Raw genomic sequence first — 12,507 nt, 5'->3', positions numbered from 1 at the left:
TCCAGCGCGAGCAGCGAGGGCGCCGCAGCGACCCAGATCGGGTTGCGCGACACCGATCAGCCGCCGCTCGATCACGTCTCGCATGGTGAAGATCCCGAAGTCCGCCTCTCCGCGCGCCGACGAGGGGCGGGTCTACCTCTGCGGCGACCTGGAGCTAGGTGCTTCCGGAGTATCCGACCGGGGCGAGATCCGTCGGCTGATCCTCACCAGGGAGATTCCTTCGGGCAGCTGTCCCTGATCGTCACCGTGCCGCGCAAGGGCACCATGGTGACCCAGCTGACCTTGTCCGAGCTGGAGAACACGTACGCGATGCGCCGACTCATCGAGCCGCCCTTGATGGTCCAGGCCGCGGCGGACCGTACTCCGGACGACGTCCGGCTGGCCGCCCGCCTGCACGACGAGCTGCGCGCACTGGGCGGCGAGGATGTCGAGCGGTGGCTGGATGCGCACCACCGATTCCACGAGAGCATGCTCGCGCCCGCCCTCAACCCGGTGTCGCGGCGGGTTCTCGGCCAGCTCTGGCTGACGTCCGAGAATCAAGGCGCATGTGGGCGATCAGGTGCAGTAGCGGCGCCGTTCGCCAACCTGGAGGTCCCCCAGGTTGGCGGCACTCCGGAAACGCTGTGCCCTGGCTCTCGCCGAGCCTCCCGGTGGCTGAAGTTGACGCATCATCCCTTGTTCAGGTCGCGGGCGTCCGCCTGGACGGGCTCTCACGCCAGGACGGCACGCATGGGCCGGGTTCAGGGCCGCGGAACGTTGCGCAGATTGGCCCTGGCAAGGTCGAGCATCTTCCCCACACCACCGTTGAGCACCGTCCTCCCCGCCGAGAAGGCGAACCCCTTCACCTGTTCGCCGGAGATGTGCGGCGGGATCGACAGTGCGTTGGGGTCGGTGACCAGGTCCACCAGGCACGGCCCGTCGTACGCCAGCGCCTCCCGCAGGCCCTCGCGGATCTGCCCGGGCTTCTCGATGCGGATCGAGTGGATTCCGACCCCCGCGGCGATGGCGGCGTAGTCCACCTGCTCGTGGTCGGTCTGGTAGTCGGGCAGGCCGTCGACCATCATCTCCAGCTTGACCATGCCGAGGGAGGAGTTGTTGAAGACGATGGTCTTCACCGGCAGGTTGTGCAGTTTGACGGTGAGCAGCTCACCCATGAGCATGCCGAGTCCGCCGTCGCCCGACATCGAGATCACCTGACGGCCGGGGTGGGCGAACTGGGCACCGATCGCGTGCGGGAGGGCGTTGGCCATGGTGCCGTGCAGGAAGGAACCGATCACGCGGCGGCGGCCGTTGGGCGTGATGTAGCGGGCCGCCCACACGTTGCACATTCCGGTGTCGACGGTGAAGACCGCGTCGTCGTCGGCGAGTTCGTCGAGAACGGCGGCCGGGTACTCGGGGTGGATCGGCACGTGGTGCTCGACGTTGCGGGTGTAGGCGGAGACCACGTTCTCCAGGGACTTGGCATGGTGGCGCAGCGTCCGGTCCAGGTACGAACGGTTGCGCTTCGCCTCGACCAGCGGCAGCACCGCGCGCAGCGTCTCCCCCACGTCACCGTGCACGCCCAGCTCCAGCGCGGTCCGCCGTCCGATCCGCCCCGCGTCGTGGTCGATCTGTACGGTGCGGGCCTGCGGCAGGAAGTCGTCGTACGGGAAGTCGGTGCCGAGCAGGACCACGAGGTCGGCCTCGTGCATGGCGTCGTAGCAGGCGCCGTAGCCGAGCAGTCCGCTCATGCCGACGTCGTACGGGTTGTCGTACTGGATCCACTCCTTGCCGCGCAGCGTGTGCCCGATGGGCGCGTGCACCCGGCCCGCGAGCTCCATCACCTCGGCGTGCGCGTCCCGTACGCCGGCACCGCAGAAGAACATCACCTTCTCGGCGGCGTTGAGCCTCGCCGCGAGGTCGCGCACCTGCTCGGCCGGCGGTACGACGCGGCCTCGGGCGGTGACGAAGCTGCTCGACCCGGTGGGATTGGTGGCGGGCGCGTGGGACAGGTCGCCGGGCATGACGAGCACCGAGACCCCGTTGTCGGACAGCGCGCGCTGTACGGCGATCCGCACCATCCGCGGCATCTGCGACGGCTGGCTCACCATTTCGCAGTACTGGCTGCACTCGGTGAACAGCCGCTCCGGGTGCGTCTCCTGGAAGAAGCCGGTGCCGATCTGCTTCGAGGGGATGTGGGAGGCGATCGCGAGCACCGGGGCCCCGGAGCGGTTCGCGTCGTACAGCCCCTGGATCAGGTGGGTGTTGCCCGGGCCGCAGCTGCCCGCGCACACCGCGAGCCGCCCGGTCAGCTGCGCCTCGGCCGCGGCAGCCAACGCCGCCGCCTCCTCGTTGCGCACATGGACCCACTCAATGCCGTCGGTACGCCGGATCGCGTCCACGACGGGATTGAGGCTGTCGCCGACGACGCCGTAGATGCGTTCCACCCCCGCTTGTCGCAGAACATCGATCAACTGCTGTGCCACGGTCGGATTACGCACCAGGGATCTCCTTGAACGGGATTCTCGACAGTACTGATCGCTATTAGATCGTGGCGGCCTTGACGCTGAGCGGTCCGCCCGCCGCTCTTTCCACAATGTTGACACATCAACATCAGGCGATTACTTTGTGGATGCATCAACAAGCCAGGTGATCGCAGACTGCGACTCGCAGCCGAGCGCTGGACGGCGGCTGCCGCCAGTTGCCGTGGCTCGGCCGCTCGGCCGAAGACCCAGCGAAGGAGACCGGTATGAGCGGCGCGCCCCGCCAGAAGGCCTACCAGGCACCGGGGATCACCGTGACCTTCGAGGCGAGGCGCTGTCTGCACGCCACCGAGTGCGTCAACGGCCTGCCCGAGGTCTTCGACGCGAGCAGACGTCCGTGGATTCAGCCCGCCGCCGCCCCGGCCGATCAGCTGGCCGAAATGGTGCGCCGCTGCCCCTCGGGGGCGCTGCGGTACGAACTGGCAGACGGCGGGAGAGAGACTCCGGACAGGCCCACCCACATCACCCGGACCTCTGCCGGACAGCTGATCGTGCGCGGCGAACTGTCGCTGGACACGCGGGAGGGGACGCAGGACGAGACCAGGGCCGTGCTGTGCGGCTGCGGGAGCAGTCGACTACAGCCGTACTGCGACCACTCCGGCCCCTGCGGCCAGTGATACCGACGGTGGCCACCGCGCAGCGCCCACCACCCGTGTCCCCGAACCGTTTATCCGAACCGTTTCCCCCGGCAAGAATATGAAGCCGAACACCATGTCCCTTGCAGTGCAGTTCTCCGCCTCCGCTGGACTCGGCTCCGACATAGCGGGTGTGGTGGACCAGGTCGGGGAGGGAGTGACCGCCTTCGCCGTCGGCGACGAGGTGCTCGGGACCTCACGCACCCCGGCCTACGCCCAGAGAGCAGTCGCCGACGCCGCCGCACTGGTCGGCAAGCCGGCCACCGTCCCCTGGGACGTCGCCGGAACTCTCGCCGGTTCGGGCGGAACCGCGTGGACGGTCCTCGAACGCCTCAAGGTCACCCAGGGCGAGACCCTGCTGATCCATGCCGCCTCCGGTGGCGTGGGCACGTTCGCCGCCCAGCTCGCCGTGGCCCGTGGCGCGCGCGTGATCGGCACCGCGAGCCAGGACAACCACGAACGGCTGCGCTCGCTCGGGGTGGTCCCCGTCGTCTACGGCGAGGGCCTCGCCGACCGGGTTCGGGCGGTCGCCCCCGAGGGAGTCGACGCCGTACTCGACGCCTCCGGCCACGGCGAGATCCCGCGCGGCCCAGGCGTCGATCGGCTCCATGACGGGCCGCAAGGAGTGGCAGGTACTTTCCTGGTCGACAGCGCATGTGACGGCAAACAGCTCATCTCGACCACGCCAGCGGCTGTTTGGTGTCGGGCAGGGACAGCGCAGCGGGGGCCGGGGGCTGTTAGCTTGCGGTCGTGGATCTCTTCTCACGCTCTTGGGCAGCCTTGCGCACGGCGGTCGCCGAACTCGCGGACGAGGACTTCGCGCGGCCCTCCGGCTGCACCGGGTGGCTCGTGCGGGACCTGGTGTGCCACCTGATCATCGATGCTCAGGACGTCCTGATCACCCTCGTCACTCCCGCCGAAACGGAACCGACCCGGGACGCGGTGACCTACTGGGACATCGTCGAACCCGCGACCGGCGACGACCCACTCGACGCGCTGACCGTCCGCCTGGCCGCCGCGTACGAAGAGCCGTGGCTGCTCAAGTTCCACTTGGACGACGTCGGTTCCGCCGCCGGTCGTGCCGCCGAGCTGGCGGATCCCGCGGTCCGGGTCGGCACCCGCGACGAAGTGCTCACCGCGGGCGACTACCTTTCCGCGTACGTCCTGGAGTGGACGTTGCACCACCTCGACCTGATCGCGTACCTCCCACACGCGGCGGAACCGCCCACCGCAGGGCTCGCCCGGTCACGCGAGCTGCTGGAGAAGATCGCCGGTGCGGCGTTTCCCCCGTCGTTCTCCGACAAGGACGCGCTGCTGATCGGCACCGGACGGCGTGCCCCAGGCGAGGCGGAGACGGCCGAACTGGGCGAACTGGCCGCGAAACTCCCGCTCGTTCTCGGCTGAACGGGATCTTCTGCGCGGGAACTCGTCACCCGGCTTCCCGACTCGGGCCTCTTCGACTCCGGACCCGTCGGTTTCCTGACGCTGAAGCGCCGCGGCATCACGCCATGCCGGGGGTCTGAAGATCCTGACGATCCTTGCGAGAGACGGCCAGGTAGCCGACGAACCCGAGGATCGCCACCGTCCAGGACAGGGTGACCGGCCCGAGGCCCAGGTTCAGTCCACCTCGGCTGTGGCTGACGGCCATCCAGTCGGCCAGGGAGGCGCCGAGCGGGCGGGTGGTGACGTACGCGGCCCAGAAGGCGGCCACCGCGCTGACGTTGCCCCAGCGGTGGGCGACGGCCGGGACGGCGATCGCGGCGGCGTACAAAGCGACGGAGCCCAGGTAGCCGAGGCCGATGGTGGCCGTGAGATCGCCGGCGGCGGTGCCGAGGGCGAAGGTGGCCAGGACTGCGGCCCAGTAGAAGGCCTCGCGGCGGCGGGTGTGGATGCTGTGGATGGACAGGGTGCCTTCGCCGCGGTGCCAGAGGACGAAGACGGCGGCCAGCACGGCCATGAAGAACGGGGTCGAGACCGTATACGGCACACCGAGGCCGACGTGCAGGACATCGGCGGCCATCGTGCCGAACACGCTGACCATGACGATCGCCGTCCAGTAGATCCAGGGCACGTACCGGCGGGCGGCGAACTGCACTGCCAGGGCGGCCAACAGGGCGATGCCGCCGAGGCCGACGGCGGGGATCGGGCCGAGCCAGTGGGCCAGGAAGTCGGAGGCCGTCTCGCCCATTCCGGTCGTCAGCACCTTGATGATCCAGAAGTAGAGGGTCACCTCCGGCACCTTGCTCGCCGCGTGTCGTACGGGGCGTGGGGGGCGGTTGTGCGTGAGGTGATCAGTCGTCATGGCAGGCACGATGGCATGAGGTCCCGCGCCGCTCCCAGACCCTTTTGCCATACCTTTTGGGGTTCTGGTGCTTGGGTTGCCCGATGCCCGTCGGCGTTAACGGTTGACACAAGTGTGTCAACCGTGGCCGGGGCTGTCACCGGGGAATTTAGGGTTCGTTCATCGGCCGTACCGTTCCGCCACCCATCCGAGGGCCATATGAGCAGAGTCCTGAATCTCGGCGCGCCGCCCGACGCGCTGACGCTCAAACGCATAAAGCGCCGTCGACCGGCGATATGGGTGGCCAATGCCGCCGTTGTGCTGTTCGCCGCGATGATGGCGACGACGGTCCTCACCAATCCCCGTTTCGAATGGGGAACGGTGTCCCGCTATTTCTTCGAGATACGCATTCTCCAAGGCATCGGCGTCAGTCTCGGCATGACGGCGGTGACGATGCTGCTCTCGCTCGTCCTCGGCACCGTGGTGGCTCTCATGCGCATGGGGCAGGCGCGCCTGATGTCCGCCGCGGCCGCGGGTTTCATCTGGGTGTTCCGCAGCATTCCCATGCTGGTGCAGCTCCTGTTCTGGTACAACCTGGCGGCCCTCTTCCCCACCCTGTCGATCGGCATTCCGTGGGGGCCGCGGTTCGCCACCTTCGACTCCAACTCGCTCGTGGGTCCGCTGACCGCGGCCATCGTCGGCCTCACCCTGCACGAGACCGCGTACATCGCGGAGTTGATCCGGTCCGGGCTGCTCTCCGTACCGGACGGTCAGCGGCAGGCCGCCGCCGCGCTCGGGCTGACACCCGCTCAGACGTTCTTCCGGGTCAGCCTGCCGCAGGCGCTGCGCATCATCGTGCCGCCCATGGGCAATGAGCTGATCTCGCTCCTCAAGGCCACCTCGCTGGTCAGCGTCATCTCCCTCGCGGACCTGCTGTATTCGGTTCAGCTCATCTACGCGAAGAACTTCCAGACGGTGCCGCTGCTCATTGTGGCGGCCATCTGGTACATGGCCATCACAGGAGTTCTGACCATCGGTCAGCAGCGCTTGGAGCGGAGGCTTTCGCGGCATACCCTGGCCCGGTCGCGAAAGAGCCTGCCTCCCAGGAGAATCGAGAATTCGCTGTGATCGCGGCAACGGAGTCACAGACGGAGTCGAAGGCCATCGTCTCGCTGCACGAGATCCGCAAGTCCTTCGGAGAAACGGAAGTTCTGCACGGGATATCGCTGGAGGTGCGGCGCGGAGAGACGGTCTGTCTCATCGGGCCGTCCGGATCCGGCAAGAGCACTCTGCTGCGCTGCGTCAACCATCTCGAAGTCCCCGACGGCGGGTTGGTCCTGGTCGACGGCGACATCATCGGCTACCGGCAGGACGGCGACGTCCTGGTCGAGCTCGGAAGCCGGGAACTCGCCGCGCAGCGGGCGGTCATGGGCATGGTGTTCCAGAGCTTCAATCTCTTCCCGCACCTGACCGCCCGCGAGAACATCGTGCACGCCCCTCGCCTGGTACAGAAGGTGTCGAAGGCGGAGGCGGACGCCCGCGCCGAGCGGCTCATGGCCCGCGTGGGGCTCGCCGACCGACTCGACAGCTACCCGGAGGAGTTGTCGGGCGGCCAGCAGCTGGGGGTCCCCCAGGCCCTTAGGGCCAATGCCGTTGCTCTAGTGGTCGTGCCACCGGTTGTTCAAGGTCACGGCGACCGGTGGGCGACGGCTGCTGGAGGGTTCGTCAGAGGCTTTGCTGGTGTAGCCGGTGACGCAGGAACGGATCTTGCGAGGGCAGTCACGGGATCTTCGGCGGGGCAGCAGACTGCGACCGATTTCAGAGAGTCCCAGGCGTCGGTCCCGCTTGCGGGCTGAGGGGGGAAAAGCCGCTCGGTGAGATCACCGAGCGGCGGACGACGTGCAGAGCCCGGGTGAACGAGGTCCGCTCAGCGATGCTGTGGTGCAGGCGGGCGGCCTCCTCCAGCAGATCCCGGGTGGCATGGTGCACGATCAAGTGCGCGTAGATCTCCTGCCGCACGCCGTCCGGTGTCTGCGACCTGAGGACCGGCCGCCCGCGTTGGTGGGTCTTGATCTCATCGAAGACGAGCTCGATCTCCCAGCGCCGGGCGTAGAGGACGGCGAGTTCTTCGGCGGGGTACCTCTCGTGGTCGGTCAGGCTGGTGATGAGCCGGACGATGTCGGCCTGCCCGTCAACGCGGTACTCGATCACCCGGACCAGCGCCGGCGGCGCCTTGACGGTTCCGGCCGCCTTGCTGTGCTTGTTCGCCTCGATCCGGGCGAGGTAGCTGCCGTCGGGCAGGACGTCCTGGACCCGGCGGGCTTTGCGTCGCTCGATGCGCCACAGCAGGTGCGTTCCCCGTCCCGGAGCCGGTGGCAGCGGGCCAGACCCCACAGTCCCCGGTCGGCCAGTAACAGCGTGCCCGTCCCGACATGGGCGTCCAGGGCGTCGGAGACGATGCGCTCGGAATCCTTGAACCCGCCGATCGCGGCGTCCAGGACGGCGTGAGAGGAACACTCGGCCACCGCGACCACTCTGGCCTGCGGATAGCCCATGGGACTGCGCTGGGATCCGGACTTGCCGAAGGCGTCGTTGTTGCCCGCGGAGTCGGGCACGGCCAGCAGTATCCCGTCCAGGGCCAGCACTCGCAGCCCTCGGAACAGCTCGCCCTCAGCGCCGAGCGGCCGGGCCACGGACCGGAACAGTTGCGTGGAACCGGGCGTCCGGCACCTGGTCGAAGGCACCCCCGACCATGACCGGCTCGCCCGAGGTGACCTGCCCCCCCATGGTGGGAACGGACATGGACATCGGCCGCCCGGGCGCTCCTGAGATCGAGGGTGATCCCCACGGGAGCAGCGTACTCGCGCCGTTCGACGGCCAGCGCTGCGCAGGGGACCTGGTGGGTCTTGGATCGAGGCCAGGGCGGTGTCTCACGAAGGCTCCCGATGTCTTCCGAAGCGAGCTGGTCATGGTGGGCGGACTGTCGAGCAGGCCGACGGCCGTCCACACTGAAGTCGCCCGTGCCCCGCGCGACATCCGGAGGAAGCCGTGACCACCACGAGGACCACCACCACGACCGTCACGACCACCACAGCGTCCGGCGCCGGATCGGCCGCCGCGCCGCCGGTCACCCTGCGCCGGGTCCACCTCGGCGCGGGCGGACCGCTGAGCGACGTCCGGATCGAGCACGGTCTCGTCACGGCCGTCTTCCCGGCGGGCACGTCACCACGCGCCGACGGGCAGCGCCTCGACCTCGACGGCCGGACCCTGCTGCCGGGGCTGTGGGACTCCCACGTGCACATGGTCCAGTGGGCGGGGGTGCGTCGCCGACTCGATCTGTCCGGCGCCGGCTCGGCACGGGCCGCGGCCGACGCGGCCGGCGGGCGGGCAACCGTCCTGCCGCCCGGCGAGCCGGTGATCGGCTACGGCTTCCGCGACGGACTGTGGCCGGACGCACCGCACAAGGACCTGCTGGACGCCGTCGTCCCGGACCGCCCCGCGCTGCTGATCAGCATGGATCTGCACGCGGCCTGGCTGAACTCGGCCGCGCTCGCCCTGGTGGGCCGCGGCGAGCATCCGACGGGACTGCTGCGCGAGCAGGAGTGCATGCGGGCCATCGTCGAACTCACCGCCGTACCGGCGGAGGTGACGGACCGATGGGTGCGGGAGGCCTGCGTGGCCGCCGCCGCGCGGGGAATCACCGGCATCGTCGACTTCGAGTACGCCGACAACATCGCGGACTGGACCCGCAGGATGAACACCGCCGACGTGCCGCTGCGGGTGGCTGCGGGCATCTGGCTCCCGCACCTGGAAGCGGCGATCGGCCGCGGGCTGCGCACCGGCCAGCTCCTCGGCGTCCCGGGCGGGCTGCTGGAGGTCGGGCCGTTCAAGCTGCTCACCGACGGCTCGCTCAACACCCGTACCGCGCTGTGTCACGAGGCGTACCCGGGCTCGGATCCCGGGGCGCCGGGCTCCCACGGGCTGGAGGAGGTGACCCCGCAGGAACTGGTCGCGCTGCTGCGCCGTGCCTCCTCGCACGGGATCGTGCCCGCCGTGCACGCGATCGGGGACCGCGCCAACGAGATGGCGCTGGACGCCTTCGAGACGGTGCGCTGCCCAGGCCGTATCGAGCACGGCCAACTGCTCGCGGCCAAGGACATCCCGCGCTTCGCCGAACTGGGCGTCACCGTCAGCATCCAGCCCACCCATGCCGTGGACGACCGTGACGTGGCCGACCGGCACTGGAGTGGCCGCACCCACCGGGCCTACGCCTTCGCCGACCTGCTCGCGGCCGGTGCCGACCTGGCCCTGGGCTCCGACGCTCCCGTAGCGCCCCTCGACCCCTGGCTGACCATCGCGTCCGCCGTCACCCGCACCGACGACGAGCGCCCGCCGTGGCACCCCGAACAGCGCATCCCGGTGGCCGCCGCCCTCTCCGGCTCGGCCCAGGGCCGACGGCTGATCCGGGTCGGCGACCGGGCGGACCTGGTGGTGACGGAAGCCGACCCGCTCACCGCGGACACCCACACCCTGCGGAACATGCCGGTCCACGCCACGATGCTCGCCGGCACCTGGACCCACCGCCCGTCGTTCTGACGTACGCCGTTCCGCGAGGCCCAAGAGGGAACACCTGCCGCCCGCTGAAGGACGGTCGCGGTTTGGGCACCGCTCGGCAGGAAACCCCGGACAGGGACAGGTGCCCCGAGTCGGCGAGAGGGAGCGTCCGCGTGAAGGCTGTCGTGTGGCACGGACTGGGTGACATACGTCTGGAGGACGTGCCGAAACCGACGATCAAGGATCCGCACGACGCCATCGTGCGCGTCACTACGTCCGCCATCTGCGGCACCGACCTGCACTTCGTCCGCGGCACCATGCCCGGCCTGCGGGAGGGCCGCATCCTCGGCCATGAGGCCGTCGGCGTGGTGGAGGACGCGGGCTCGGGTGTGCGCAACTTCCGGCCCGGTGACCGCGTGGTGGTGCCGTCCACGGTGGCCTGCGGGATGTGCAGCTACTGCCGGGCGGGCTACTACGCACAGTGCGACAACGCCAACCCCCAGGGTCCGCGGGCGGGGACCACGTTCTTCGGCGGGCCGGAAGCGGCGGGCGGCCTGGACGGGCTCCAGGCCGAGTACGCCCGGATCCCCTTCGCGCACGTCGGGCTGGTGCCGCTGCCGGACACCGTGGACGACGCGCAGGCGATCCTGCTGTCGGACGTCTACCCCACCGCCTGGTTCGGCGCCCGGCTGGCCGAGATCGGCGACGGCGACACCGTGGCCGTGGTGGGAGCGGGTCCCGTCGGACAGGCCGCCGTCGCCTGCACCCGTCTCCAGGGCGCCGGACGGATCATCGTGGTCGACGGCGTGGCCGACCGGCTGGACGTGGCCCGCAGCCAGCATGCCGAGACCGTCGACTTCAACGCCGAGGATCCGGTCGAGGCGGTGCGGGAGCTGACCGGCGGCATCGGTGTCGACCGCGTGATCGAGGCCGTGGGCGTGGACGCGCAGCGGCCGTCCGGCGGACCGGCCGCCGAGGCCGTGCGCGAGCAGGCGGAGCAGTTCGACCACGAGCGGGACGAGGCCGCACCCGAGCAGAACCCGGACGGGGCCACCTGGGTGCCCGGCGATGCTCCGTCGTTGGCGGCCCGGTGGTCGGTGCAGATGGCGGCGAAGGCCGGCACGATCGGCACCGTCGGCGTCTACCCGCCGCAGGTGCAGCACTATCCGTTCGGTGAGGCGTTCATGAAGAACCTCACCCTGAAGTCCGGCAACTGCAACCACCGCCGCTACCTGCCCGAACTCACCTCTCTGGTCGCCTCGGGGCGTCTGGACCCCACGCCGCTGGTCACCCGCTGGGGTGACGCGCAGGACGCGATCGAGGCCTACCGCCGCTTCGACCGGCGGGAAGCGGGCTGGACCAAGGTGGTCCTCGGAGTGGCGGACGAGGGCGCCATCGCCCCTGGCCTCGGCGAGAGAGCGGGCACCGGCACGGCCACCACCGCCGGATCGCCGGGACCGTCGGCAGGAGAAGCGACGAACGTCCGGGTGCGGCAGCGATGACCATCGCCGAGGCCGCCGGACACCAGATCCCGAGCGGGCCGCCGTTCCTGGACGCGGGTCGGTCGCCGTTCATGGCCGCGGGTCGTACGCGGAAGGCAGGTACCAGGTCATGCGATTCCACGACCGTCGGCACGCCGGGCAGGAACTCGCCGTCCGGCTGATGGAGTGGGCGGCCGACGGTGATCTCGTCAACCCCGTCGTACTGGCGCTGCCCCGAGGTGGCGTCCCGGTGGCTGCCGAGGTTGCCCACGCCCTCGGGACCCCGCTGGACGTGCTGGTCGCACGGAAGATCGGCGTCCCCCGTCACCCGGAGACCGGCGTCGGCGCGATCGTGGGTGACGATCCGCCCCTGTTCGACCGGCGTGCGCTGGAGATGCTCGGCCTGAGCGAGGACCGACTCGCCCCGGACGTGGCCCACGAGCGGACCGAACTGCACCGTCGCGAACTGCTGTACCGGGGTGACCGGTCCGCGCCCCAGGTCACGGACCGGGCCGTGATTCTCGTCGACGACGGGCTCGCCACCGGCGCCACCGCGCGCGCCGCCCTGCGTCACCTGCGCCGCCGGGGGCCCGCGCGGCTCATCCTCGCCGCCCCCGTCTGTGCTCCCGAGACCGCCGCGCTGATGCGCTCGGAAGCCGATGACGTCGTCTGCCTTCTCCAGCCTTCGGGCTTCCACGCAGTCGGCCAGTGGTACGACGACTTCGACCAGGTCAGCGACGACGAGGTCATCCAGGTCCTGCACGAGCGAAGTGCCTCGCCCTCCAAGAGCTGACCGGGCGCCTTGGCCGGGCACGGTGCGCTACGTGGCGCGATCTCGCACGCGACCGGATCGATCAGGAATCGAGAAGCGCCGGCCCCCGAGCCGCGTCTAGCGTGACGGCCATGGACGTCACCCTTCACGCGAGCCTCCTCCCGCGCGACGCCCCGGACGCCTCCCTGGCCTGCTACCGCGACACCCTTGGCAGCCCTTCGGCGACGGCCGCGTACCCGCCCATGCCGCGGCCGCGCCGACG

At 70.0% G+C, this 12,507-nt stretch carries 11 protein-coding genes and 3 pseudogenes; 11 read left to right on the top strand and 3 right to left on the bottom strand.

The window, feature by feature from the left end; genetic code table 11:
- Window positions 1-82: 82 nt before the first annotated feature.
- On the top strand, window positions 83-238 hold the full coding sequence (locus AB0I77_RS26340) for a hypothetical protein (RefSeq protein ID WP_363285149.1): 156 nt from the start codon (window positions 83-85) through the stop codon (window positions 236-238).
- Window positions 239-264: 26 nt separating this feature from the next.
- A pseudogene (locus tag AB0I77_RS26335) lies at window positions 265-516 on the top strand (FCD domain-containing protein); the annotation flags it as partial.
- Between the two features lie 224 nt (window positions 517-740).
- Here the strand turns inward: AB0I77_RS26335 and AB0I77_RS26330 are convergent.
- On the bottom strand, window positions 741-2,480 hold the full coding sequence (locus AB0I77_RS26330) for a pyruvate dehydrogenase (RefSeq protein ID WP_363285148.1): 1,740 nt from the start codon (window positions 2,478-2,480) through the stop codon (window positions 741-743).
- A 248-nt stretch (window positions 2,481-2,728) separates the two neighbouring features.
- Between AB0I77_RS26330 and AB0I77_RS26325 the strand changes: the two genes are divergently transcribed.
- The 3 genes and pseudogenes from AB0I77_RS26325 (at window position 2,729) to AB0I77_RS26315 (ending at window position 4,561) form a co-directional block, all read left to right on the top strand.
- On the top strand, window positions 2,729-3,139 hold the full coding sequence (locus tag AB0I77_RS26325) for a (4Fe-4S)-binding protein (RefSeq protein ID WP_363285147.1): 411 nt from the start codon (window positions 2,729-2,731) through the stop codon (window positions 3,137-3,139).
- A 79-nt stretch (window positions 3,140-3,218) separates the two neighbouring features.
- A pseudogene (locus AB0I77_RS26320) lies at window positions 3,219-3,674 on the top strand (NADP-dependent oxidoreductase); the annotation flags it as partial.
- Between the two features lie 233 nt (window positions 3,675-3,907).
- Window positions 3,908-4,561, top strand: a complete 654-nt coding sequence (locus AB0I77_RS26315) for a maleylpyruvate isomerase N-terminal domain-containing protein (RefSeq protein ID WP_363285146.1) — start codon at window positions 3,908-3,910, stop codon at window positions 4,559-4,561.
- Between the two features lie 97 nt (window positions 4,562-4,658).
- Here AB0I77_RS26315 and AB0I77_RS26310 read toward each other — a convergent pair whose 3' ends face one another.
- A complete protein-coding gene (locus tag AB0I77_RS26310; protein ID WP_363285145.1) occupies window positions 4,659-5,459 on the bottom strand; it encodes a hypothetical protein in 801 nt (266 codons plus the stop codon).
- A 198-nt stretch (window positions 5,460-5,657) separates the two neighbouring features.
- On the opposite strand from AB0I77_RS26310, the gene AB0I77_RS26305 reads away from it, so the two are divergent.
- On the top strand, window positions 5,658-6,566 hold the full coding sequence (locus tag AB0I77_RS26305; protein ID WP_363285144.1) for an amino acid ABC transporter permease: 909 nt from the start codon (window positions 5,658-5,660) through the stop codon (window positions 6,564-6,566).
- Window positions 6,563-7,294, top strand: a complete 732-nt coding sequence (locus AB0I77_RS26300) for an ATP-binding cassette domain-containing protein (protein WP_363285143.1) — start codon at window positions 6,563-6,565, stop codon at window positions 7,292-7,294. Before AB0I77_RS26305 ends, AB0I77_RS26300 begins: the two co-directional genes overlap by 4 nt.
- Here the strand turns inward: AB0I77_RS26300 and AB0I77_RS26295 are convergent.
- Window positions 7,257-7,832, bottom strand: coding sequence for a transposase (locus AB0I77_RS26295; protein ID WP_363285142.1), 576 nt, complete (start codon window positions 7,830-7,832; stop codon window positions 7,257-7,259). The two genes, AB0I77_RS26300 and AB0I77_RS26295, sit on opposite strands and share 38 nt — an antisense overlap.
- A 654-nt stretch (window positions 7,833-8,486) precedes the next feature.
- Between AB0I77_RS26295 and AB0I77_RS26290 the strand changes: the two genes are divergently transcribed.
- The 4 genes and pseudogenes from AB0I77_RS26290 to AB0I77_RS26275 all read left to right on the top strand — a co-directional run.
- Window positions 8,487-10,034, top strand: coding sequence for an amidohydrolase family protein (locus AB0I77_RS26290; RefSeq protein ID WP_363285141.1), 1,548 nt, complete (start codon window positions 8,487-8,489; stop codon window positions 10,032-10,034).
- Between the two features lie 131 nt (window positions 10,035-10,165).
- A complete protein-coding gene (locus AB0I77_RS26285; RefSeq protein WP_363285140.1) occupies window positions 10,166-11,494 on the top strand; it encodes a zinc-dependent alcohol dehydrogenase in 1,329 nt (442 codons plus the stop codon).
- Window positions 11,495-11,603: 109 nt separating this feature from the next.
- On the top strand, window positions 11,604-12,266 hold the full coding sequence (locus tag AB0I77_RS26280; protein WP_363285139.1) for a phosphoribosyltransferase family protein: 663 nt from the start codon (window positions 11,604-11,606) through the stop codon (window positions 12,264-12,266).
- A 110-nt stretch (window positions 12,267-12,376) separates the two neighbouring features.
- A pseudogene (locus AB0I77_RS26275) lies at window positions 12,377-12,457 on the top strand (VOC family protein); the annotation flags it as partial.
- Window positions 12,458-12,507 lie beyond the last annotated feature (50 nt).

Origin of the sequence: Streptomyces sp. NPDC050619, assembly GCF_040654815.1 — a bacterium.
In the GTDB taxonomy this organism is placed as follows: domain Bacteria; phylum Actinomycetota; class Actinomycetes; order Streptomycetales; family Streptomycetaceae; genus Streptomyces.
Note: the sequence above shows the minus strand (reverse complement) of the source record. Positions and strands in the feature narration are given on the sequence as shown.